This is a genomic window from Saccharopolyspora sp. NPDC003752, assembly GCF_053605825.1.
Window position 1 is genome coordinate 177,324 of record NZ_JBSGJZ010000005.1, and the last position, 21,848, is coordinate 199,171.

Below are 21,848 nucleotides of genomic sequence, written 5' to 3' on the forward strand. Positions count from 1 at the left end.
CGGTTGGACGCGCAATGGCAACCGGCCAACGACGTGGAGCACGAGTTGGTCGCGGCGCTGGAAGCGGGGGACAGCAAGCGGTTCGCGGAAATCGTGCTGTCCGCGCCGCTGTACCTGCCGGTGCTGCCCGAGCCCGGCACCGAACTGCGGCAGGAGCTGGACGAGCTGATCCCGTTGGAGCGGGCGCACGTCTTCGTCTTCACCTCGCCGGAAGCGCTGTCCCACGTGCTCGGACCGTTCTCGTCGGGCCACCGGGAAGTCGACGCCGCGGCGCTGGCGCAGAACTGGCCGCACCCGGACTACTGCTTCGCGCTCAACTTCGATCTGCCGATCGGCGCAACCATGTCGCCGGAATCGCTGGCCCGAATGGCGGCGGGCGAGGAATTCCTGGTGCCCGCCGAGGACGCGGAAGCGGTGGTGCAGGCGCAGATCCGGCGCGACTGCCTGGCGGAGCTCGGCGACGGCGCGGAACCCGGCGTCGTCCCGCCGGCGAACGAGCTGGAAGAAGCGCTGGCCGCGGCCGTCGAACTGCAGGACCTCGACGCCTACCTGGCGGCGCTGGTCGACGCCGACGTCGTGCTGCCGCTGTCGCGTCCGCTGACCGACGACGTCGACGACACGAACTTCCCCTGGCTGCTGGTGGGCTCGGCGATCCCGGTGTTCACCTCGGCGGAGATGCTTTCCCGCGCCGCGGCGAAGGTCGAGCACTTCACGCAATTGCCATTTCTCGTCCTCGCCGCCAATTGGCCGCAACGGCAGCACGTCCTGTGCCTGAACCCGGGCAGCGGCACCGAGCTCATCATCGGCGGCGACGGTGTCGGCGAAATCGTCGCGGCGGCCGGTGCGGCACTGTCCGAAGGCGACTCGGCGTCGTGAGCGGCAATGGTCGCTGGAACGACCATTGCCACTCACGAGGACGTTGCGCTGCGACGAGGCTGGAAACGGTTCGGTGGAACCAAAAGTGGTCCCGTTGCGTCGGAACTGTCGTGCGGACACGTGAAAGCGTGCCGTCGCCGGCTTCCGCGGTCCGCTGCGGCGCTTCATCACCAACGGCTCGAACGAACTCCGATTGAGGTGGTCTTGTGGGCGCGACCGGGAGCAAGTTGGGGGGCTTGGTTCGCGGATTCCGCAAGCGAGCTGGTCTTACGCAGCTCCAGGTCGCCGAGCAGGCCGGTCTGAGCGCCGCGGGACTGCGCGATGTGGAGCAGGGCAGGGTGGTTCGACCGCGGGTGACCACGCTGCGCCGATTGGCCGAAGTCCTCGCGCTGTCCCGGATCGAGCTGGAAGAGCTGATCCGCGAAGCAGGCGGCGAGGGCGGCAGCGGCCTGCGGGTGGAGGTGCTGGGGCCGCTGAAGGTCGCGGTCAACGGCGAGTCGGTGGATCCCGGGTCGGAGACCCAGCGGGTGCTGCTCGGCCTGCTCGCGCTGTCGCCGAACGCGCCGGTGGCGCGGGATTCGCTGATCGAGGCGGTGTGGGGCGAGCGATCCACGTCCGGATCGGCGGATCTGCTGCAGTCCCGGGTTTCCCGGCTGCGGCGCCGGTTGCAGGCCGATCCGGACGAGACGCCGGTGCTGGTGGCCGACCGCGGCGGATACCAGCTCTCGGTCGCGGAGGTCCAGCACGACCTGATGGTGTTCCGGCGGCTGGTCGCCGGAGCGCGCCAGGCCAGGGAAGCCACCGAAGCCCGCGGGCTGTTCGCCGACGCGGTGGCGTTGTGGCGCGGTGAACCGCTGGAAGGGCTCGCCAGCCTGCAGGCGCATCCGCTGATCACCGCCCTGACCAGGGAATACCACGCCGTGCTGGTGGAATACGCCGCCGTCGCCGCGGAGCTGGGGCACCACCAGGAAGTCCTCCCGCACCTGCAACGGGTCGCCGATGCGGATCCGCTGCACGAAGCAGTGCACGCCGCGCTGATGATCGCCCTCGCCGGCAGCGGCCAGCAGGCCGCCGCGCTCAACGTCTTCGACGCGCTGCGGCGCAGATTGGCGGGCGAACTCGGCGCCGATCCAGGCCCGGAACTGAGCGCGGCGTACCAGCGGGTGCTGCGGCAGGAGGTGTCGCGCCCGGAGTTCACGCCGGTCAGCGCGCACCGCCAACTCCCACCGGACATCGGCGAATTCACCGGCCGGGAAGCCGAACTCCGCGCGCTGCACGAGGAACTGCCGCAGGCGGGCGGCTCGGCGGTGAAGATCGTGCTGATCGAAGGCATGGGCGGCGTCGGCAAGACGCGGCTCGCGGTGCACGCCGCGCACCGGCTGCTGGCGACCGGCCGGTTCAGCGACTGCCAGCTGTACGTGGACCTGCGCGGCCACGCCGACCAGCCGCCCGCCGATCCGGCCGCGGTGCTGGCATCCTTCCTGCGGCTGCTCGGCGTGCCCGACGACCACATCCCGTCCCGGGTGGACGAGCGGATGATGCTGTTCCGCGACCGGCTCTACGACAAGAAGGCGTTGGTGCTGCTGGACAACGCGTCCAGCGAGGACCAGGTGACGCCGCTGCTGCCGTCCGGCCCGGAGAACGTGGTGCTGGTGACCAGCCGTTGCACGCTGGCGCTGGACGGGGCGCGGACGATGCCGCTCGACGTCTTCACGCCCGAGGAGGCCGAGGGCATGCTGGCCAAGGCGGTCGGCCGCGCCCGGGTCGAGGTGGATCCGGCGGCGGCGCGCAGCCTGGTGGAGCTGTGCGGTCGGCTGCCGCTCGCGGTGGCGCTGGCCGCGCGGCGGCTGCAGTCGCGTCGCATGTGGACGGTGTCGGACCTGGCCGCGCGCCTGGAGGAGAGCGACGACCGGCTGCACGAGCTGGTCGCGGGCAACCGCCGGCTCCGGACGGTGTTCGACCTCTCCTACCAGGCATTGGAGCAGGACGAGCGTCGGCTGTTCCGGCTGCTCGGCCTGCACCCGGGCGACGAGTTCACCGCCGACGCGGCGGCCGCGCTGGCCGGGATCACCGCGACCGAGGCCCGCATCCTGCTGGACCGCCTGGTGGACGAGCACCTGGCCAACGTGGTCACCAGGCACCGCTACCGCCTGCACGACCTGCTCGCCGAATACGGCCGGGGCCTGGTGCGGGAAGAGGAACCCGAGGCGGAGCGCTCCGCGGCGATCACCCGGGTGCTGGACTTCTACCTGCACAGCACGGCCGGCGCGACGCGCCTGCTGCAACCGCACCAGCCCGAGGTGCCGCTGGTGGGAAGCGAGCCAGAGCACCTCCCGGCCCTGAGCACCCGGGAGGAGGCCAGGAGCTGGCTCGACGCCGAGCGCGCCTGCCTGATCGCGGCGGTGCGGTTAGCGGCGGCGCGTGGCTGGCCGACGCACGCCTGGCAGCTCACCCGGTCGCTGCGCGAGTACCTCTACCTCTACGGCTACGGGCACGACCACGACTGGGTGCGCACCCACGAGGCCGCGCTGGCCGCGGCGATCGCCGCGCAGGATGCCGCAGGCGAGGCGATGACCAGGGCGGATCTGGCGGCGACGTACCTGGAGCTGGGCCGCGGGGCGGAAGCGCGCGAACACCTGTACCGGGCGCTGGAGTTCCACCGGCGGGCGGGAGACCGCGCGCAGGAGACGAGCACGCTGGAGTCGCTCGGGGTCGTGTGCTTCCGGTTGGGCGAGTTCGACGAGGCGCTGCAGCACCTCCGGCAAGGCGCGTCGCTGTGTGCCGGGCGCGACCCGTACCGCGAGGGAGTGTTGCGCAGCAATCTCGGAAATGCCCTGGCAGCAAAGGGTTTCCTCCGCGAGGCGTTGGCGAGCCTGCAGACCGGGCTCGAACTGTCCAGGCAGGCGGGCAACATCGACGGGGAGTCCAGCGCGCTCGCGGACATCGGCGACGCGCACCGCCGGCTGGGCGACCACGAAGCGGCGCTGGAATACCTGCACCGAGCGCTGGAGCTGGCCGCGGACCACGGCCTGACGCCGAAGGTCGCCTACGCGAACCACCGCCTGGGCAAGGCGTACCGGGAGCTCGGGCGGTACTCGGAAGCGACGGCGAACCTCCAGGCGGCGCGCCAGATAGTGGCGAAGGTCGGGGGCCCGGCGGCGGAGAGCGAGGTGCTGGTCGACCTGGGAGCGGCGCACCGGGACGTCGGCGACTTCGCGAGGGCGGGCGTGCTGATCGACCAGGGCCTGAGCCTGGCCACCGACCGAGGAGAGCGCTACCAGCAAGCCCTGGCCCTGCGAGAGCTGGGAGAGCTGCACCACCGCGCGGGCCGCGAAGACCTGGCGAAGGCAGCCTGGCGCCGAGCCGACGAGGAGGCGGCCGCGACCAACGGCCGCGATCGCGTGCCCGAGTCGCCCCTCGCAAGCACCCGAACCGGCTCGCCTCACGCCACCGCGTAGTCGCCGAGGGCGCGGGCGGCTTCCCCCGCGACTGTCTCGGCGATCTCGTCGCCGGTGTTCCCGGCCAGGGTGAGCTCCTGGACGCGGTGCACGGCGCCCAGCAGCCCGGTGATGTCGGACCGCTGCCCGCCGCCGGCGAGGGCCTCGGCCAGCGCCTGTTCGCGCTGGTCGTGCAGGCAGGCCGACAGGGTGGATGAAGTCCGGGCCGGCGAACCCCGCGACCGGATCCTGCGCCGCGACGGTGGCTTCGAAGGCGCGGCGGAGCGACGCCAGCGCGGACCCGGCCCAGGACCAGTCCATGGCCGCGTCGCTCCTGTGGCACCTGGAGCAGCTCGTACCTGGAACCCGCGTCGTGCTGGCGGCCCACAACGCCCACATCCTGAAGTCCCCGATCTCCTTCGGCGGCCACCTCACGGCGCTGCGCCCTGGGCGAGGACTACTTCGCCCTCGGCCTGACCAGCACCGACGGGCACACCGCGGACATACGACCCGACGAGGCGGCGCCGTTCGGGTTCACCGTCGAGAACACGACGCTCGAACAGCCCGAGCCGGGCAGCATCGAAGCCGCCTTCGCGGACGCCGGTCTCGGCTTCAGCCTTGCCGATCTCCGCCAGTCGGGCGCTGGGGACACCGGCCCCGACCGCACCCGGCTGCAAAGCGCCTACCTGCACATCCCGGTCCTCAACACCGGAAACTCCACCGTCGCCACCAATGCCCTCGGGTGAGGGTCGGATCCGGCGGCTGCGGTGCAAGAGCCGTGGCCTCGCGCAGGAGGCTTCTCGGGACAGCAGCATTCGGCCGGAGTCGGGTCCGGGCGGCGCTACCCGCACCAGTTCCAGGCGGATGGCACGGCAGAACTGTCACTTCGACGATCGGGAGCACTTCGGGCGCCCGCCCGGGGTGAGGATCTGCCGGACTTGGCCCAGCAGATCGCAGGAGTCGTGCCAGTCGCCGTCGACGGCGAACGCGATCTTCTCCACACCCGCCTCCGCATACGCCGCGAGCTGCTCGGCGACCTGCTCCGGAGTCCCGGCGACGACGTAGCCGCGGGCCTCGTCGACCGGAATGCCGAAGGACTTCGCCAGGTTCTCGGCGCAGCGGTCGTGCACGCGGTCGTCGGGGCGCTGGACCAGGCTGCCTTGGATCGCGATCGCCAGGTGTGGCGCCTGGCGATCGTGCTGCTGGGCGAGCTCGCGCAGCCGCTCGGCGTTCGTCCGGATCTCCTCGGGCGTGTGCAGCTCGGCGAACCAGCCGTCGCCGAAGCGAGCCGCGCGGCGCAGCGCGGCGGGCGCGGAGCCGCCGATCCACAGCGGCGGCACGGCGGCAGCCGGGGCGAGCTGGGCGGTCGCGCCGTGCGGCAGCGCCGTCGGCTCGCCGGCGAGCAGCGACGGCAGGAGCTGCAGGAACTCGTCGGTGCGCCGGCCGCGCGTAGCGGCGTCGAGGCCCACGGCGGCGTAGCCGCTGTCGTGGCCGCCGATGCCGATGCCGAGGTGCAGGCGGTCGCCGCCGGTGAGGTGTTGCAGCGTCGCGATCTGCTTGGCGGCGCACACGTGCGGGCGCAGCGCGGGCAGGTAGACGGCGAAACCGATGTCGATGCACTCGGTCACGGCAGCCGCCGTGGCCAGCGCGAGCATTCCGTCGAGCGACGGAACTCCGTTGGCGAGGTGATCGCCGCTCCAGATGGCGTCCAGCTCGGCGTCCACGGCGTGGTAGGCCGCCTCCCGGATCTCTGCCTCCACCGCGCTGGGCAAGAAGATTCCGACTTCCACCGGCATTGTTCGCCCCCGAGGGTCACGGGATCAGTGCTGGTCCCCAGCATCGAACCTCCAGCACGCTAGAGGTCAAGCCGCCGGATGCGGTGTTGACCTCTAGTTATGTCGAACTCTTAGCGTTCGTGCCAGTCGAGCGAAGGGGTGCTGAGGATGAGCGGCGACAAGGTTCTCGTGGTGGGTGCGACCGGCAAGGTGGGCAGGCATGTCGTCGCGGGGCTGCTGGCGGAGGGCGTTGAGGTCCGCGCGATGACGACGCGCGACCCGGACGAGGTTGCGGCACCGGACGGGGTGGAGGTGGTCCGAGGCGACGTGACGACCCCGGACTCGCTGCCGCTCGATGGAGTCGGGTCGGTGTTCCTGGTCTGGCCGTTGCTGTCGGCGGAGCTCGCGCCGCCGGTCGTGGACGCGATCGCGAAGCGGGCCGGGCGCATCGTCTACCTGTCGGCCACCAGCGCGGGTGACGACGAGGTGTTCCACACCCAGGTGGAGCGGCTCATCGAGGCATCCGAGGCGGACTGGACCTTCCTGCGCGCCGGTGGATTCGCCGGCAACGTGCTGGGCTGGGCCGACGCGATCCGGTCCGAGGGCGTGATCCGCGATGCGTACGGCGCGGCGGCCCGGCCGCTGATCCACGAGAAGGACATCGCGGACGTCGCGGTGCGGGTGCTCGTCGACGAAGGCCACAGCGGGGCGACGTACGCCCTGACCGGGCCGGAGGTGTCGACCCAGAGCGAGCAGCTGCGGACGATCGGCGAAGCCATCGGCCGCCGGCTGCGATGGGAGGAGATCTCCCGGGGCGCCGCCCGGCGCCGACTGCTGGACAACGGCTGGCCGGCCTCGTTCGCCGACGGGGCCCTCGACTACTGGGAGCGGATCTCCCGTGACCCGGAGCCGGTGTCCCCGCACGTGGAGCAGGTGACCGGCCGCCCGGCGAGAACCTTCCGGGAATGGGTCGACGACCACATCGCCGACTTCCGCTGAAGTCCCGCAATTTCCATTGAAATCGAACCTTCGATTTCAATGGAAATTGCGGATCACCGGCGTGTCGCACCCCGACACGCCGACGCCTGTGGACAACTCACCGCAATTTCAATGGAAATCGGACCTCTGATTTCCATTGAAATTGCGGTCGGAGCACCGGTCCGAGCCGACGCAGGAGGCCGGACGGCGCCGACCCGGGGACCCCCAGTTTCAATTGAAACTGGGGATCCCCGGACGCCGGGACCGGAGAAGCGCCGAGCCCGGGAGACGCCGGGACCAGGGACCTCGGGACGACGGGGGATCTCGGGACCGGGGACGGGGAGACGCCGGGACGGGGGAGGGCGTCGGGTCAGGGGCCGGTGCAGATCGATGGGACCGCTCGGACGAGGCCGCGGCGGTGCAGGTCGGTCAGCCGCAGGTCGGTGCTGGCGTGGTGGAAGGCGCTGGTCAGGTAGCCGTCGCAGGACGGCTCGTCGCGCAGTTGCCGGGTGTCGCGCAGTTCCAGCAGGATCTCGTCGTTCAGCCGGTCGATGATCGGCCTGATCTCGCCCAGATCCGGACGTTCCACCGGCCGCTCGCCGGGGTTCGCCGCCCACCTCTCGTGCAGGGCCCGTTGGACGAGCTTGCTGGCCTCGATCTGGTCCCGGAAGACCCGCTTCGACTCCGCCGGGTCGATGCCGAGCTCCACAGACTTGCGGGCGACCGCGTCGAGCACCTGCTGTTCCCGCACCGGATCGTCGATCGGCTGGCCGGTGCCCCACTTGGCCGCGGCGACCTTGTCCGATGTGGTGACGCGCGCGGCGGCCGACCGCAGCAGCGGGTCGAGCGATTCCCGTTCGCAGGAGTGGGCCGGGGACGCGAGCGCGGCGATGATCGCGCCGGCGAGGAGCATTGAACGCACCGGTGCCTCCTGATCGACGATCCAGCCGCGCCAGAGTACTGCGCGCCCACCGCCGAAACGCCGACGAAGACAGCGACTTTCAGCCATCTCGCCGAACGCGACCACACCGTCGCGCAACCCGGGTCACCATCCGCAAGCGGCCCCCGGTGCCGGGATTCTGCCGAAAGTAAGGGCGGCCGCTGCCGAAAGACCACTGCCCGGGCGACTCCCCGATCCATACCTTCGACCGCGTTGCGAGCAGATGCGGAGGATCGATGAGTTCGTCGTTGGCCACCAACGAGATCGAGGACGTGCCGGACATCAGCATCGACTGGTACCGCGCCGTCACGGGCCTCGCCCACGACGCGCCGGGCTGGGTGCAGGCGTTGGCGGACGTGGCGACGGAGGCGGTGATCCTGGTGTTCGGCGCCCTGGTGCTGGCGAACCTCTGGCGAACCCGCCGGGCCGACCGCCGGCTGCGCGTCCTCGCGTTCGCGGCCCCTGCTGTCACGGTTCTCGCCTACGCGATCAGCGAGGTTACGAAGACGTTCGTCGAGCAGGAAAGGCCGTGCCGCGAGGTCCGCAACATCGTCGCGACGATCGCGGAGTGCCCGGAGCCGGGCGACTGGTCGTTCCCCAGCAACCACAGCACCATTGCCGCGGCGGCCGCGGTCGGCCTGGCCGTCGCATGGCGCCGGCTCGCGATCATCGTCGCGCTCCTAGCGGTGCTGGAGGCATTCCTGCGGGTCTTCGTCGGCGTCCACTACCCGCACGACGTGATCGGCGGTCTCCTGCTCGGCGCGATCGTCGCGGCAGCGGGCATGGCCCTAGCCGCGACGCTGGCCAAGACCCGCCAAGCCGCGCCACAACGCCGCTGAAGCCAGCACCTTCGAAATCAGCCGCGCCACTGACGCCCGAAGCGAACGGGCCGTTCGCTCCGCCTGTTCGGCGCGGCTTTTCGAGGTGAACGGCCTGTTCGTCTCGGTAGACGAGGTGAACAGGCCGTTCACTCGGCCCCACGCTCAGGTGTCGCCGCGCTCCACCAGGCCCGCTTCGTAGGCCAGGATCGCGGCCTGCACCCGGTTCTTCACGCCCAGCCGGCCCAGGACGGCGCTCACGTACGCCTTCACCGTGCCCTCCACGACGTGCAGCCGCCGGGCGATCTCGGCGTTCGACAACCCGGCCCCGACCAGCGCGAGCACTTCGCGCTCCCGGTCGCTGAGCGCGTCCACGTGCTCTCGCGCGGCGATCTCCTGCTGCAGCCGCGGCCCGCCCAGCTGCCGGATCACCCGGTGCGCCACCGGAGGCGAGAGGTACGCGCCGCCTTCGGCCGCCGCCCGCACGCCCAGCAGCAGTTCCCGCGGATCACCGGTCTTGAGCAGGAATCCGCTGGCACCGCCGTGCAACGCCCGCGTGACGTAGGCGTCCTCGTCGAACGTGGTCATGATGAGCACCGCGGTTTCCGGTGCCACGCGGCGGATTTCGTCCGCCGCGCCGAGGCCGTCGAGCTCCGGCATCCGGATGTCCAGCAGCGCCACCGCCGGCCGGTGCCGCCGCACCAGTTCCACCGCGTCCCGCCCGTTGGCGGCTTCCCCGACGACCTCGATGTCCGGGTCCGCGGCCAGGATCGCCCGCACCCCGGCGCGAACCATGGCCTCGTCGTCGGCCAGCACCAGTCGCACGTCTCCTCCTACCGCCGCAGATAGTCCTTGCCCACCAGCACGTCCTGCCGGAAGCACAGCCGGTACAGGTCGCCGCTCCGCTCGTCGAACGGATCGTGGTGCGTGCTGTAGTAAGCGCAGCTCGCACCGGGCGGCCGGGGCGGGTCGGCGTCGGGTGGGTCGTCGATCCGAGTCCGCGCCGGCAGCAGGTGCTCGATCGACGACCGGGACTGCCCGACCTGCATCCGGTCGTACGCCGCCGAGGGCAGCACGGAAGTGATGGTGTCGAACGCCGTGATGCCCGCGGTCAGCAACCCCAGCACGACGGCGCTCGCCGCTGCCGCCGCGACCGCGATGTTGCGGCTGCTGCGCACCTGACCTTCGGCCCGGGCCAGGCGCGCCGCGGATTCCGAGGCCTCGATGGCCTGCGCGACCTGCGGAATCCGCGCGGACAGCAGGAACCGCCCGCGCTCCGGGCCCGCCTGGAAGGTGCCGCCCGCCAGCCGCACCCGCTCGGCGAGGGCGACGAGGCCGTACCCGCCGCTGGAAACCGGCTCGCGATCACCGGTCAGCGGGTTCGCCACCGACACTTCGCTCTCGTCGGCGGTGTGCCGCACCTCGACGGTCACGGCCGCTCCCGGGGCGTGCTTCGCCGCGTTGGTCAGCGCCTCCTGCACGATCCGGCACACCGCGCGGGCGCGCATCGACTGCACCACCTCGCCGGTCTCCGCCAACGCCACCGCCATCCCGGCGGCCCGCGCCTGCTCGACCAGCTCCGCGACGCTTTCGCCGGTGACCGGCCCGGAGTCGTCGCGCAGGACCTCGACGACCTCCCGCAACCGCTCGGCCGCATCCGTCACCGAGGCCCGCGCCTGCCCGGCCGCCTCCCGGTGCCCGGCGTCCAGCGAGGGCGCCACCTCCAGCGCACCGATCCGCAGCGCGACCAGGCTGAGCTGGTGGCCGAGCAGGTCGTGCATGTCCCTGGCGATCCGGGTGCGTTCCTGCAGCCGCGCCTGGTCGCCCACGATCTGCTGCTGCCGCTCCAGCTGCTCAGCCCGCTCCCAGCCGGCCCGCACCAGCGCCCGGTACTTCTGGTGGTGCCGCCCGAGCAGCCACGGGATCAGCGCGAACAGCAGCGCGCCGATCAGCGTCACCAGCCAGGCCCCGACGTCGTGCGCCAGCACGAGCACGAGCAGCGACACCACGCCGGTGGCCAGCGCGAGCCGGACCAGCGCGTCGCGGTGCCTGCGCACCCGGAACCCGGCGTTGTAGCTGGTGGCGATCAGCATCGGGGTGAAGGCGAACGCCGCGATGACGCCCGCGTCCGGCCGGGGGATCAGCGCGCCGGCCCAGGCAGCCAGCGCGCTGACCGTGGCGACGAGCGGCCAGGTCCGGCGCAGCGCCACGGTGATGCCGACCACGCCGACGCCGAGCGCGATCTCCCAGCCGCTGAGCGGATCGGTCGCGGCGACCACGTTGACCAGCAGCACGGGAGCGGACAGGACGAGCCACCACGGCACGTCCCGGATCGACACCTTCACCGCGTCGACGCTACCGGCAGGTCGGTAATGTCGGATTGATGCTGGAGCTGAGCGCGGAGTGGTACCGGGCGATCGCGGAGTGGGGAGCGATGTCACCGGGCTGGGTGCACGGCCTCGCGCTGTTCGGCACCCAGGCGCTGCTGGCGGCGTTCGCGGTGCTGACGCTGCTCGCGTGGTGGCGAACCCGGCGACTTCCGGTGCTGCTCGCGCCGCTGCTCGCGGCCGGGGCGGCCTGGCTGTTCAGCGACCTGATCAAGAACGTCGTGCGGCAGGACCGGCCGTGCCGGGCGATCCCGATACCGGGAGGCACGATCAAGGACTGCGCGGAGGTGGGCGTCTGGTCGCTGCCCAGCAGCCACTCGGCGGCGGCCGCGGCGTTCGCGGTGGCGCTGTCGATGCTGTGGCGGCGCATCACGGCGATCGTGGTGCTCCTCGCGCTGCTAGAAGGCTTCTCCCGGATCTTCATCGGGGTCCACTACCCGCACGACGTCCTCGCGGGCTTCCTCCTCGGCGCGGCCCTGGGAGCCATCAGCGTCATCGCGTGCAACAACTCGCGACTTCGACTCCAGACATCGTGAGCCGCTTTTGGCGGTTTCGCGCGAAACCGTCGCCGCCAGGCGTGGAGAACGCCGGTTTCGCGCGAAACCGCCACCCGGCCGCCTAGCCGAGCTCCGCGCGGATGAAGTCGCGGAAGGAACGCGGCGGGCGCCCCGTGACCTCCTGGACGGTCGAGGTAGTGCGGTCCTCGCCACCCGCCCGGATGTGCTCGTCCATGGCCGCCAAGCCCGCCGCGAAGTCCGCGGGCAGCTCCGCCGAAAGCCGCCGGGCTAGCTCGCCCGTGGTGATGTGCCGGTGCCGGACCGGCCGCCCGGCGACCTCCGAGATGATCGCCGCGGCTTCGCCGTAGCTCAACGTCTCCGGGCCGGTCAGCAGGTACTCGTCGGCCACCTCGTCCGAGGTCAGCGCGTGTGCGGCGACGGCGGCGATGTCGGCGGCGTCGATCCAGCCGAGGCGTCCCGAACCGGTGGCGGTCACGATCTCGCCGCGTTCCCGGATGCCGTCGGCCACCGGATGCCGGCCGGTGAAGTTCTGCATGAACCAGGTGGGCAGCAGCACGGCGCAGCCCGGCGTCGACGCGATCCGCGCGCGGTACTCCTCCAGCCCCGGCGCGTTCGGCATCATGGCGGACGATCCGAGCGCGACGATCCGGCGCCCGGCGGCGGTCGCCAGGAACGGCCCGACCTGCGGCATCGGGTCGATGGCCCCGACCGGCGGCACCAGGTAGACGCGGTCGACGCCGTCCAGCGCGCGCCGCTGCGAGTCCGGGTCGGCCCAGTCGAAGCGCACGTGGTCCGGGGCGTCGGCCGGGTGCCTGCTCGCGATCCGCACGGCGATCCCGCGCTCTCGCAGCACCGTCGCAAGTGGACGGCCGGTCTTCCCGGTGCCGCCGGTGATCAGCACGGTCACGAGCGCACCTCGCCGCCCAGCGCGGTCACGAGGCCGGCGAGCTCCCCGGACGCCTTGGCGCCCATGACCGGGCTCCAGTAGTCGCGGTACGAGGCGATCGCGCCGTCGCGCACGACGATCACCGCGACGTAGCGCATCTCGTAGTCCGCGCCGGTCGCCACGGTCCGGCCGCGCGCGGTGAACTCGGCGACGATGGTGGCCGGATCGGTGGTCCGGTGGACGACCACGGACGGGAAGCCCGCGATGTCCAGCTTCTGCGGGTAGTCCGCCAGGTATTCGCGCAGCGCTGCCCGCCCGTTCAGGCGCTCGGGGGTGCCCGCCGCGAACGGGAACTCGAAGGTGCAGTCGGGCGCGAACAGGTCGACGAACCCGTCCATGTCCTTGGCCAGCAGCAGGTCGAGGGCCTGCTCGAAGAGTTGGTTCGCTTCCACGACACCCAGGTTCGTCGCCCGGGAGCGGACCGAGCAGGTCCGCGCTTGCCCCGGATCGGCGGTCCGTGGCTGGGTGGTCCGCCCCGGTGGCAAGGTGGTGAGGTGAACAAGCGCGAGCTGGCCGATTTCCTGCGCCGCCGCCGGGAGGAGCGGCGTCCCGGCGATGTGGGGCTGCCCGACGGGTCCGGCCGCCGCCGCACGCCCGGCCTGCGCCGCGAGGAGGTCGCCTGGCTGGCGGGGGTGTCGACGAACTACTACGAGCGCCTCGAACAGGCACGCGCGCCGCGCCCGTCGACGCAGGTCCTCGCGGCCCTGGGCGCGGCCCTGAAGTTGTCGGAGGCGGAAAGCGAGCACCTGGCGCGGCTGGCAGGCCAGGCCCCGCTGGCCCCGGAGGCCGCGGAACCGGTACCGGAAGGCGTGCTGCGGCTGCTCGACCGCCTCGGCCCGGTCCCGGCGTACGTGGTGAACGAGCGGCTCGACATCGTGGCGTGGAACACCCTCGCCGCGGGCCTGATCACCGATTTCTCGAAGCTGCCGCGCGAGGAGCGCAACACCCTGCGCCTGTCCATGCGAGGACTGTGCTCGCCGAGCGGCGAGAACCACTTCGCCCGCCAGGCGGCGGCGGAGCTGCGCCTGGCCGCCGCCCGCCACCCGGACGACCGGGCACTAGCGGCGCTGACCAGGGAATACGCCGAGTTCAGCCGGGAGTTCGCGGAAAGCTGGCGAGACCACGAGGTCCGGCCCCGCCCAACGCTGCGCAAGCGGATCGACCACCCGGACTTCGGCCCGCTGGACCTGGACTGCCAAACCCTGCACGTCCCGGGCCAGAAGCACCGCCTGATCCTCCTCTCGGCGGAACCGGGAACAACGACCCACAAAGCCCTCGAAGACCTAATAACCGCGACCGAGTAGCGAGTGCCGCCCGTAGGCCTCGGTCTCCATCTCGCGTTGTCGCTCCATCGCGACCCGCGCGCAGAGCTGCCAAACGCCGAGCGCGCTTTCGCCTGAGCCCGCGTGCTGCCCGGTCGACCGACCGATCCAGCAGAATCCAACGACGACGAAAACCGACGCAGCGAGCAGAAACCCAAACACGGCAATCACTTCCTCGTCCTTTCCCAGAGGGCCCGGCAGGGGCGGGATTTCGGGGGAGGAGGCATCCCGCCCCTGCCGAGGGCCTCGTGGGCCGCGCGTGGCCGCCGAGCAGTTCCGGCATGTGCTGAAGGAGACCGAGCGGCAGAACATCGAGATACGAGTCGCGCCCACAGCTCTCGGGGCGCATCTCGGTCTGGATGGCGGGTTCTCGTTGCTCGAGTTCACGCGTGGTAGCGCGAACATCTACGTCGAGGCGCACAACTCCGGTTTGCTGCTGAACGATCCAGCCGAGGAACCTCCGTTCCGAGCCACAATCAGTAGGCTCGGAGAGGTGGCGCTGAGCCCGGAAGAGTCGGCGCGGCTCATCGCTACCTACGCGGCGAGGTTCGAGAGCGAGGGCGCATGACACACGCGTTAGAAAGCTGGCGAAAGAGCAGCTACAGCGGGCACAACACCGGATGCGTCGAGGTCGGTGCGGCGCCGGATCTGGTCGGCGTCCGCGACACGAAAGACCGCGACAGCGGGACCTTGGCCGTTCCTCGCGAGGCCTGGACCCGGTACGTCGCTGCTGTGAAGGCCGATCGATTCCGTGGCTGAGAGCTGTTCTGGCTGGTCAGGCTTCGTGAGTGGTTTGGAGCGCCAGGGCACTCCAAACCACTCACGAGCCCTAGGTCAGCGCTGGGGCAGGCGGTAGGCCCAGTTCCAGGCCGCTTCCAGCGGGCCGCGTTCGAAGCGGCGCAGCCACAACGTCGACAGCGTCATGAACGTCGCGCAGATCGCCGCCCAGATCACCAGCACCCACCACGGGCGGGCCCAGTCGAAGCGCGCCGCCAGCCCGAATCCCCAGCCGTAGCACAGGATCGCAGCCACGAGGTTCTGGAAGACGTAGCAGGACAGCGCCATCCGGCCGACCGCGGTCAGCCCGCGCCGCAGGACGCCCGGCGTGCCGCGCAGCGCGCCCACCACGGTCGGGATCAGCCCGATCAGGCCCAGCGCGATGATCGGCGGCAGGATGTAGCGGTCGACCATGAACCAGCCCTGCCCCGAGAAGGCGGTGAGCAGGTTCAGCGGCACCCCGATGCCGAAGCCGAACAGCATCAGGCGGTTCCGCAGCCGCTGCCCCTCGGCGGCGAACACCCCCGCGCGGAACAGCCGGGCGCCGGTCAGGAACAGCGCCACGGACATCGGGATGATGAAGATCGCTTCGATCCGGTAGTCGCCCCAGTGGGTGATCCGGTTGGTCACCTGTTCCAGCCAGCTGCCGGTGGTGAACAGCTGCGACGGCGCGCCGCCACCGCCCATCGACGCGTGCCCGGTCAGCAGGCCGAGTGTGACCACGCTGATGAACGCGACGTGCAGCGAGGCCATCGCGATGATCCAGCCCTTCACCGCCCGGTCGCTGCGCCCGATCAGGTAAGCGACCAGCATCGACGTCACCGCGTAGCTCATCAGCACGTCGAACTCGAAGATCAGGATGTAGTGCAGCAGGCCCTCGGTGAACAGCAGCGCCGCCCGCCACAGGTACCAGCCGGGCCAGCGCCCGCCCCGGCGCCGCGCCGACTGGTACTGCAGCTCCAGGCCGATGCCGAACAGCAGCGTGAGCAGGGACAGGAACTTGCCGTTGGCGAGGAACCGGATGGTCGCCTCGATGTTCGCGGTGAGGGTGCCGGTCTCCACCATGGTCAGCATCCCGGCCGGCCCCTCAGGGTCGGTGAAGATCCAGATGTTGGTGCCCAGCGTGCCTAGGATGGCGACGCCGCGGACCACGTCTATCGCGGTGATCCTGCTGGAGGTGGGTGCTTGCCGTAGTACCTCGGTCATGAATTCCCCAGTCGTTCGAAACTCGCCTCCGCAACCACGGAGGGTTACGATGCAAGTGCATGGTAAACGGGTGGCGCGCCCGTTTGCAATGCGATCGCATTGGAAAGGTGCGAGACGGTGCCCAAGCAGGTGAACCACGAGGCCCGGCGGACCCAGATCGCCGAGGCGCTGATGCGGCTGGCGAGCCGCGGCGGCCTGGAAGCAGTGAGCCTCCGCGACGTCGCGGCTGAAGCGGGCGTCTCGATGGGCGCGGTGCAGCACTACTTCAAGTCGAAGGACGAGATGCTGGGCTTCGCCATGGGGCACGTGAACAACCGGGCCTCGAAGCGGATCGCGCAGCGGCTGAGTCAGGAGGGCGAACGGCCGAAGGTGCGCGTGGTGCTGCGGACGCTGATGCTCGAAATGCTGGCGCTGTCCGACGACAGCCGCATGGAGTTCCTGACGCACATCGCGTTCTTCCTGCGCGCGCTCGGTGCGCCGGATCTGGCCGCGACCTACCGCGAGTGGTGGCCGCAGCTGGAGGCGTGGGTGGCCTCCGAGCTCCGCGCCGCGCAGGAGTCCGGCGAGCTACCCGCCGACCGGGACCCGGAGCGCGAGGCCGAAGCCCTGCTGCTCGTCCCGGACGGCCTGTCGGTCGGCCTGCTGCTGGGCCACCGGACCGGCGAGGGCGCGATAGCGGCCGTCGACTACCACCTCGACCGGCTCTTCGGGAAGTCCACGGAGGACTGATCAGTCACGTCGGTCAGCTGCCCGGCGAAACCGGCCGGATCCTCCGTAAAGCTGCCGATTCCGGCGCCGACGAACGACTTCTCGGCCGAAAGAGTCCCGGACACCAACCCGCCGATGGTCTCGCCGTACTGCTGCGCGGGAGCTTTGTCGGCCGTCAGCAGCAAGGTCTTCACGAGGTTCTTCGCGGCGTCCTCGACCTGGTCCTTCGCGGAGTCGATCGAGGCTCGCGCCTGGTCGCGGCACGGTTCGGTGGTTCCGGGACCCGAGCGCGCCTGTTCGGCCTGCCGCTGAGCCCAGGCCAGCACGTCGCGGTACCGCTGCATGGCCCGGGCGGATTCGGTGAAGCCATCGGTCGCGCGAAGCGAATCGGGTGTGATCCCGTGCAGCGCCACGGCGTGCTCTTGCAGCGGATCCAGCAGCACGTTCGTGCCCTGCGGCAAACCCGGCAGATACCCGTCCAGCAGCCGAGCGCCGGTGAGCACCAGGTATTCGGCCCGGTCGCCCTCGCCGCGCCGCCGCCGGTACTCGGCGAAGTACCGAAGGTCCGAGAACACCGGCAGCCACGGAGCCTCGGCGACGTGCACGACGGGCACGGCCGGCGGATCGGACGCGTACTCCAGGTACACGCCGCTGCGGCGGAAGGTGGCCACCAGATCGGCCGGCCGCTGCACGGTCCGCCGAAACCGGAGAGCCTCTCGAACCAGCGGTGGCGCATCCGGAACGCACGTAGCCGAACCCATCTCTCCTCCGTAGTCGCGCGAGCACAGAGAGTGGCCAGGCTACTGGATCAAGAACGGCAAAAACCGACCAAAGTAGGTGGTATGAACCATAACCCCGACTACTCCGAACGGCGGTAAGTGATCAGATGTCCACCCCGACGTGACCGGACTCGCCAGAGACCGGGAGGTCGGAAAGCCCGTCCACCCCTCGAACGACTTGGTGTTCGGTCAAGCGTCGATCGGCATCGTCGCCATCGGATATCTCGGTTCCCTGACGGTCAACTATCCGCCCCGGGCTCGATTCTGGGAGCGGAGGGCTTGGGTTTGGTCGGCAGCGGGACCTCGGCATGACGTTGTGCCAGCGACTCGGAGACGACCTCGCCACGTTCCTGCATGTCCTGGATGCGCTGTCCGATCTGCTGCCTGCGCGCCTGCACGTCAGGGTCATCCGACGGCGTATCGAACTTGCGGATCAGATCTTCGTGGTGGTGAAGCCGCGTTCTTCGACTTCGGCGCCGGGTGCGTAGCGGGTCAGGAACTCGTCGAGTTTGTTCGCTGGGATGTCGATCCCCCGGTGGACGGTCCCGTGGTGGTCGGGCATCTGATTCAGGGCGGACGCGAAGTTTCGCATGGCTGTGTCGTGCTTGGCCATCTCGGCCAAGTCGCCATCGCGAAGCGCCTCGTTCCAGGCCTGATGTTCGATCGTCGTGTAGCGCGAGGTAGCGAGCAGGCTCCCGTCTGGGATGCGGCCGAATTCGGGGTGTGTGGTGTCGACGGGGCGCTAGCTCGTTTGCTGTCAGCGGGGCGTGCACATCGACGTAGTGGAGGTTGTAGTCACGCCCTCCTTGCGGCCGTGCGGCTGGAAATCCGCTCGGTGCTCGGTGCGCCGCGCCCAGTCGTAGTGCCAGCGTGAAAGCTTGCCGTCGCGCCGGTACCGCTGCTCCACAGGCCAACCCTTCGTAGCCACTCGCTCGTCTCTCACGGCTTTTTAATTTGTCCCGTGCTGCGTTTTCAGCCAGCGGGTGTGGTCGGTGCGCTCATGGTTGGGCGTCGTCACCCGTTCGCTTCTGATCCTGGTCTGGTCCGGTGAGGGGAAATGGCTCCATGTTGCTGTCCAGTCCGATGGGGAAGTTTTCCTTGCTCCAAGACTTCAGCACTTCGCCGCGAGCGATCTTTTCGTTCATGTACCGGATTGCCTCGTCGGTCTTCTTCCTGATTTCTGGGTCGATGTCCTCCGGCTTGGGCAAGTGCTTGCGGAGCAGTGCTTCACGCTCTTCACGCTCTTCAGGGGTCATGGCTTAGTTTCCTTTCCCTAGGTCTCGCATGACAACATACATTTCTTCATCGGCGGCTCGCGTTTCGTGTACCAGGAAGCGATTGCCGTCCTGCCACATGACCTCCAGCTCGTCCGGATTCGTCACGGACAGGTCCCGGGCGTTCCTGGGGTCTTCGATGACGAACCGAACTTTGTAAGGCTTCTCGGTGCCGTGTTCTGAGAACATCGCTGGTGGGATGTCCTTTGATGCCGAGGTGAACCCCGGTTCTTCTACTTCCGCACCGGGCTTGTAGCGCTGCAAGATGGCCTCGAATTCCTGCTTACTGACTCCGATGTCGCGAAAGACTCGCGGCGTCTCGGTGGTGTCGACCGTGGACATCTCGTCGAGCGCGCTGCGTAGCACGTTGGCCTCGGGCCCGACGTAGTCTCGGTCGACCTCGTCTCCTTCGCGCAGAACACGGTTGAGGGTGTTGGCGTCTTCGCCGATGTAACGGCGCAGCCCCACTGCTTTCTCGTCGTCCAGGTGGGCGAGTTCGGGATGGTCCTCCCGCAGCCGAGCCACGCTCTCTTCGAACGAGACTCCGGTACGCGACTCGACGCGCTCACGGTAGGACTGCCGGTCTTCGTCGGACAGCTCGTGGCGAGGCTCGCCGTGCGGTTCCGGCTCGGGTCCGCGCGGCGCGGTCTCAGCCGGCCCGTCCTGGTCGCGCTGTCCGGTTGGATCCTCATGGCGGTGCGTTTCCGGCTGGTGGGCAGGACGATCGTTGGGCTGCTCCGGGGTTTCCCGCGATGGGAGCTCCTCGCCATGTTCCCGCGTTTCGCCCCTCCCGGCGTCATCCCACGGGTCACCCCAGTCGAGGTCATCATTCCTGTTCGCCCCGCGTCCATAAGTCGGGCGCGGCTGGTCCTGGTTGCCCGGCTGAGTGTCCCGTGCGGGCGTGTCGTGGTCGGGCCCGCGGTCCCACCCGCTGCCCTGCGGTCCGAACGGTTTCCCGTTGTCCGGGATTGACTGGAGTTCGGGCGAGTGGCTCATTGGGGGCGAAGAGGGGTGGCCCCAGGACGCGGTGGGTGATTGCGATGGTGGTTCAGGAGCCCAATTGCTAGGCGTGGAATGAGACTGGGGGGTCGGGTGGACAGGGTTCGGGTTCTGCGGGGCAGGGTGCACGTTCGGCTGGATTGGTGGGTGTGTGGAGGCATTCGGGGCGACGTCCGGGAGATGAGCCGGGGTCTTGTTCTTGTCGCCGAAGAAGTCCGTGACAGTGCCCAGCACGCGACGGCCCAGCGACCCCGCTGTGCTGCTGCCGCTGGTGGCCAGGCCGGCTGCTACTTCCGGGGCCAGGCGTCCGATGAATCCGGACGGATCCTTGGTGAAGCTGTCGATTCCGGCGCCGATCATCGCTTTGCCGGTGCCGATCGGGTCGCTGATGAACGCCTTGCCCGCCGCTACCGTGCTGGCCGCCAGCTGGCTGATGTTCTCGCCGTACTGCTGCGGGTGCATCACGTTGTACGGGTCGAACGGGTTCAGCGTTCGCGCCTGCTGGAGCATGTCCAGTGCTCCGTCGAAGCTGCCCTTCCAGAAGTCTCCGTAGCTCTCCGCGACGTTCTGGAAGACGTCCCCGACTCCCGAGGCGAGCATGGTGAGCGGCCCAGGCTGCGGAGGTGCTTTCTCGGACGCCTTGATCAGCGCTGCCGCAGCCCTCTTCGCCGCCTCTTCGACCTGCTCCTTCGCGGCGTCGAGGGATGCCTGTGCCTGGTTGCGGGCGGCGGCGCCCGGGTCCTGGAACGGCTCGGTGGCGTTGCCCTGGTCGGCCGCCTGCTCGTACTTGGCCTCCGCCTGCGCGGTCTGCCGGTCCGCTCGCTCGATGTCGGCGCACGCCTGCTCGGCCTGCCGCTGCGCCCAGGCCAGCACCTCGCGGTACTGGCGCAGGGCGTCGGCGGACTCGGTGAAGGCGTCCGCCGCCCGGAACCACTTGGGCGGTTCCTGCTGGTAGTAGTCCCGGAACGCGTCGGCGGTCGGGCCTTCCCAGCCGGCGGTGTTGATCTTCTGGAAGCCCTGGGCGGCGTTCTCGAACGCGGTGCCCAGCTTGGTCATGGTGGCCAGGGTTTCGTCGACGGCGGGCAGCTCGCCCGGCACCTCTTCCCGGGGGTCCGGCGCCATCAGCCGTCCACCTTGGTGTGGTAGCCCGCCTGGTTCAACACGTGCGAGGCGGCTTGCTGCGGCATGCCTTCTGGTGCGATGTCGACCCCGAACTGCGCGAACGACTTCTGCGGGGCGGCGTTCAGATCGGCGGTGGGGTTGTCGAACCCGGCGCCCAGGACCTTCTTGAACGCGTCGATCGCGGCCTGCTCCATCTTCTCGTACTCGGAGCGGGTATCGGTCAGCGCCGAAGCCGCGGCGGCACCTTCCTCGACCAGGAACTTCACCCCGTATTCCCACCGGCCGCAGAACCGCTTCAGCGCCTCGGTGACCAGCGCCGACCCGGACTGCTCCGCGTCGAGGTTCATCATGGTGACGCCGTGGCCGTCGTTGCCCATCTTCCGCACGGGCCACGGAAGTTCGTTCTCCAACGCGGCGATGGCGTCGTTCACGCCTTGCGACGCTTGCTGCAGCGCCGCCAGATCGACGCGGAATCCATCGTTACCCACTTACAGCGTCCCTCCCCAAGCACGCTTGACGGGTTTCTCGTACGGAGACTGCGAAGACACCGGGCGATCCGGCTGGCGATCCACTGCGATCGATTCGGCCAGGATTCCGCGCAGCGCGGGCAGCGTCACGGAGTGCTCTTGAAGCGGATCCAGCAGCAGGCTCGTGCCCTGCGGCATGCCCGGCAGGTATCCGTCCAGCAGCCGGGCGCCGGTGAGCACCAGGTACTCGGCGGCCAGCTCACCTTCGCCGCGCTGCCGCCGGTATTCCGCGAAGTACCGCAGATCCGAGAACACCGGGAGCCACGGGATCCCGTCCACGTGCACGACCGGCATGGTCGGCGGGTCGGACACGCATTCCAGGCAGACGTCGGCACTGCGGAAAGTGGCCACCAGATCTTCCGGGCGTTGCATGCCCCGCCGGAACCGGAGCGCTTCGCGCACCAGTGGTGGCGCGTCCGCGATGGACGCCGATGAACTCATGATCCCCCCGTAGCCGCT

General features: G+C 70.0%; 23 protein-coding genes and 1 pseudogene. 11 read left to right on the forward strand and 13 right to left on the reverse strand.

Annotation, left to right across the window (positions count from 1 at the left end):
* The first annotated feature begins 3 nt into the window (after window positions 1-3).
* The 4 genes and pseudogenes from ACWEV3_RS08860 (at window position 4) to ACWEV3_RS08875 (ending at window position 5,059) form a co-directional block, all read left to right on the forward strand.
* A complete protein-coding gene (locus ACWEV3_RS08860) occupies window positions 4-876 on the forward strand; it encodes an SseB family protein (protein ID WP_452613319.1) in 873 nt (290 codons plus the stop codon).
* Window positions 877-1,112: 236 nt separating this feature from the next.
* Window positions 1,113-4,334, forward strand: coding sequence for a BTAD domain-containing putative transcriptional regulator (locus tag ACWEV3_RS08865; protein ID WP_452613320.1), 3,222 nt, complete (start codon window positions 1,113-1,115; stop codon window positions 4,332-4,334).
* A gap of 298 nt (window positions 4,335-4,632) precedes the next feature.
* Window positions 4,633-4,683 (forward strand): annotated as a pseudogene (locus tag ACWEV3_RS08870) (hypothetical protein); the annotation flags it as partial.
* Window positions 4,684-4,816: 133 nt separating this feature from the next.
* Window positions 4,817-5,059 carry a hypothetical protein gene (locus tag ACWEV3_RS08875; protein WP_452613431.1) on the forward strand — a complete coding sequence of 81 codons (243 nt, stop codon included), beginning with the start codon at window positions 4,817-4,819 and terminating at the stop codon, window positions 5,057-5,059.
* Between the two features lie 135 nt (window positions 5,060-5,194).
* Here ACWEV3_RS08875 and ACWEV3_RS08880 read toward each other — a convergent pair whose 3' ends face one another.
* Complete coding sequence (locus ACWEV3_RS08880; RefSeq protein ID WP_452613321.1) at window positions 5,195-6,109, reverse strand: LLM class flavin-dependent oxidoreductase; 915 nt, start codon at window positions 6,107-6,109, stop codon at window positions 5,195-5,197.
* A gap of 147 nt (window positions 6,110-6,256) precedes the next feature.
* On the opposite strand from ACWEV3_RS08880, the gene ACWEV3_RS08885 reads away from it, so the two are divergent.
* Window positions 6,257-7,087 carry an NAD(P)H-binding protein gene (locus ACWEV3_RS08885; protein ID WP_452613322.1) on the forward strand — a complete coding sequence of 277 codons (831 nt, stop codon included), beginning with the start codon at window positions 6,257-6,259 and terminating at the stop codon, window positions 7,085-7,087.
* A 349-nt stretch (window positions 7,088-7,436) separates the two neighbouring features.
* Here the strand turns inward: ACWEV3_RS08885 and ACWEV3_RS08890 are convergent, their stop codons facing one another.
* Entirely contained in the window at window positions 7,437-7,979 is a 543-nt protein-coding gene (locus ACWEV3_RS08890; protein ID WP_452613432.1) for a chorismate mutase, read from the reverse strand.
* Window positions 7,980-8,242: 263 nt separating this feature from the next.
* Between ACWEV3_RS08890 and ACWEV3_RS08895 the strand changes: the two genes are divergently transcribed.
* Window positions 8,243-8,845: a phosphatase PAP2 family protein gene (locus tag ACWEV3_RS08895; protein WP_452613323.1), complete on the forward strand. Its 603-nt coding sequence runs from the start codon at window positions 8,243-8,245 to the stop codon at window positions 8,843-8,845.
* Window positions 8,846-8,989: 144 nt separating this feature from the next.
* Here ACWEV3_RS08895 and ACWEV3_RS08900 read toward each other — a convergent pair whose 3' ends face one another.
* Window positions 8,990-9,649 (reverse strand): response regulator, encoded by a 660-nt coding sequence (locus ACWEV3_RS08900; RefSeq protein WP_452613324.1) that lies wholly within the window; start codon window positions 9,647-9,649, stop codon window positions 8,990-8,992.
* Between the two features lie 8 nt (window positions 9,650-9,657).
* Window positions 9,658-11,169, reverse strand: coding sequence for a sensor histidine kinase (locus tag ACWEV3_RS08905; protein WP_452613325.1), 1,512 nt, complete (start codon window positions 11,167-11,169; stop codon window positions 9,658-9,660).
* 38 nt (window positions 11,170-11,207) lie between these two features.
* Here ACWEV3_RS08905 and ACWEV3_RS08910 point away from each other — a divergent pair, with 38 nt between their 5' ends.
* Window positions 11,208-11,747 carry a phosphatase PAP2 family protein gene (locus tag ACWEV3_RS08910; RefSeq protein WP_452613326.1) on the forward strand — a complete coding sequence of 180 codons (540 nt, stop codon included), beginning with the start codon at window positions 11,208-11,210 and terminating at the stop codon, window positions 11,745-11,747.
* Between the two features lie 82 nt (window positions 11,748-11,829).
* On the opposite strand, the gene ACWEV3_RS08915 is transcribed toward ACWEV3_RS08910, so the two are convergent.
* Together ACWEV3_RS08915 and ACWEV3_RS08920 are read right to left on the reverse strand one after the other, a co-directional pair.
* Complete coding sequence (locus ACWEV3_RS08915) at window positions 11,830-12,636, reverse strand: NmrA family NAD(P)-binding protein (RefSeq protein WP_452613327.1); 807 nt, start codon at window positions 12,634-12,636, stop codon at window positions 11,830-11,832.
* On the reverse strand, window positions 12,633-13,067 hold the full coding sequence (locus ACWEV3_RS08920; protein WP_452613328.1) for a nuclear transport factor 2 family protein: 435 nt from the start codon (window positions 13,065-13,067) through the stop codon (window positions 12,633-12,635). Before ACWEV3_RS08920 ends, ACWEV3_RS08915 begins: the two co-directional genes overlap by 4 nt.
* Window positions 13,068-13,169: 102 nt before the next feature.
* On the opposite strand from ACWEV3_RS08920, the gene ACWEV3_RS08925 reads away from it, so the two are divergent.
* From ACWEV3_RS08925 to ACWEV3_RS08935, 3 genes are all read left to right on the forward strand, one after another.
* Window positions 13,170-13,979: a helix-turn-helix transcriptional regulator gene (locus ACWEV3_RS08925; RefSeq protein WP_452613329.1), complete on the forward strand. Its 810-nt coding sequence runs from the start codon at window positions 13,170-13,172 to the stop codon at window positions 13,977-13,979.
* Window positions 13,980-14,205: 226 nt separating this feature from the next.
* Window positions 14,206-14,565 (forward strand): Scr1 family TA system antitoxin-like transcriptional regulator, encoded by a 360-nt coding sequence (locus ACWEV3_RS08930; protein WP_452613433.1) that lies wholly within the window; start codon window positions 14,206-14,208, stop codon window positions 14,563-14,565.
* A complete protein-coding gene (locus ACWEV3_RS08935; protein WP_452613330.1) occupies window positions 14,562-14,756 on the forward strand; it encodes a DUF397 domain-containing protein in 195 nt (64 codons plus the stop codon). The genes ACWEV3_RS08930 and ACWEV3_RS08935 overlap by 4 nt, the downstream gene beginning before the upstream one ends.
* Window positions 14,757-14,831: 75 nt before the next feature.
* Here ACWEV3_RS08935 and ACWEV3_RS08940 read toward each other — a convergent pair whose 3' ends face one another.
* Complete coding sequence (locus ACWEV3_RS08940; RefSeq protein WP_452613331.1) at window positions 14,832-15,980, reverse strand: DUF418 domain-containing protein; 1,149 nt, start codon at window positions 15,978-15,980, stop codon at window positions 14,832-14,834.
* A gap of 117 nt (window positions 15,981-16,097) precedes the next feature.
* On the opposite strand from ACWEV3_RS08940, the gene ACWEV3_RS08945 reads away from it, so the two are divergent.
* Window positions 16,098-16,709: a TetR/AcrR family transcriptional regulator gene (locus ACWEV3_RS08945; protein WP_452613332.1), complete on the forward strand. Its 612-nt coding sequence runs from the start codon at window positions 16,098-16,100 to the stop codon at window positions 16,707-16,709.
* On the opposite strand, the gene ACWEV3_RS08950 is transcribed toward ACWEV3_RS08945, so the two are convergent.
* The 6 genes from ACWEV3_RS08950 to ACWEV3_RS08975 all read right to left on the reverse strand — a co-directional run bounded on the left by ACWEV3_RS08950 (window position 16,667) and on the right by ACWEV3_RS08975 (window position 21,830).
* Complete coding sequence (locus tag ACWEV3_RS08950; protein ID WP_452613333.1) at window positions 16,667-17,449, reverse strand: hypothetical protein; 783 nt, start codon at window positions 17,447-17,449, stop codon at window positions 16,667-16,669. The two genes, ACWEV3_RS08945 and ACWEV3_RS08950, sit on opposite strands and share 43 nt — an antisense overlap.
* A gap of 451 nt (window positions 17,450-17,900) precedes the next feature.
* Window positions 17,901-18,080, reverse strand: coding sequence for a hypothetical protein (locus ACWEV3_RS08955; RefSeq protein WP_452613334.1), 180 nt, complete (start codon window positions 18,078-18,080; stop codon window positions 17,901-17,903).
* 385 nt (window positions 18,081-18,465) lie between these two features.
* Entirely contained in the window at window positions 18,466-18,723 is a 258-nt protein-coding gene (locus tag ACWEV3_RS08960) for a hypothetical protein (protein WP_452613335.1), read from the reverse strand.
* Window positions 18,724-18,726: 3 nt separating this feature from the next.
* Window positions 18,727-20,862, reverse strand: coding sequence for a putative T7SS-secreted protein (locus tag ACWEV3_RS08965; protein ID WP_452613336.1), 2,136 nt, complete (start codon window positions 20,860-20,862; stop codon window positions 18,727-18,729).
* Window positions 20,862-21,350 (reverse strand): hypothetical protein, encoded by a 489-nt coding sequence (locus ACWEV3_RS08970; RefSeq protein ID WP_452613337.1) that lies wholly within the window; start codon window positions 21,348-21,350, stop codon window positions 20,862-20,864. Before ACWEV3_RS08970 ends, ACWEV3_RS08965 begins: the two co-directional genes overlap by 1 nt.
* Complete coding sequence (locus ACWEV3_RS08975; protein WP_452613338.1) at window positions 21,351-21,830, reverse strand: hypothetical protein; 480 nt, start codon at window positions 21,828-21,830, stop codon at window positions 21,351-21,353. It lies immediately after the preceding gene.
* Window positions 21,831-21,848: the final 18 nt, after the last annotated feature.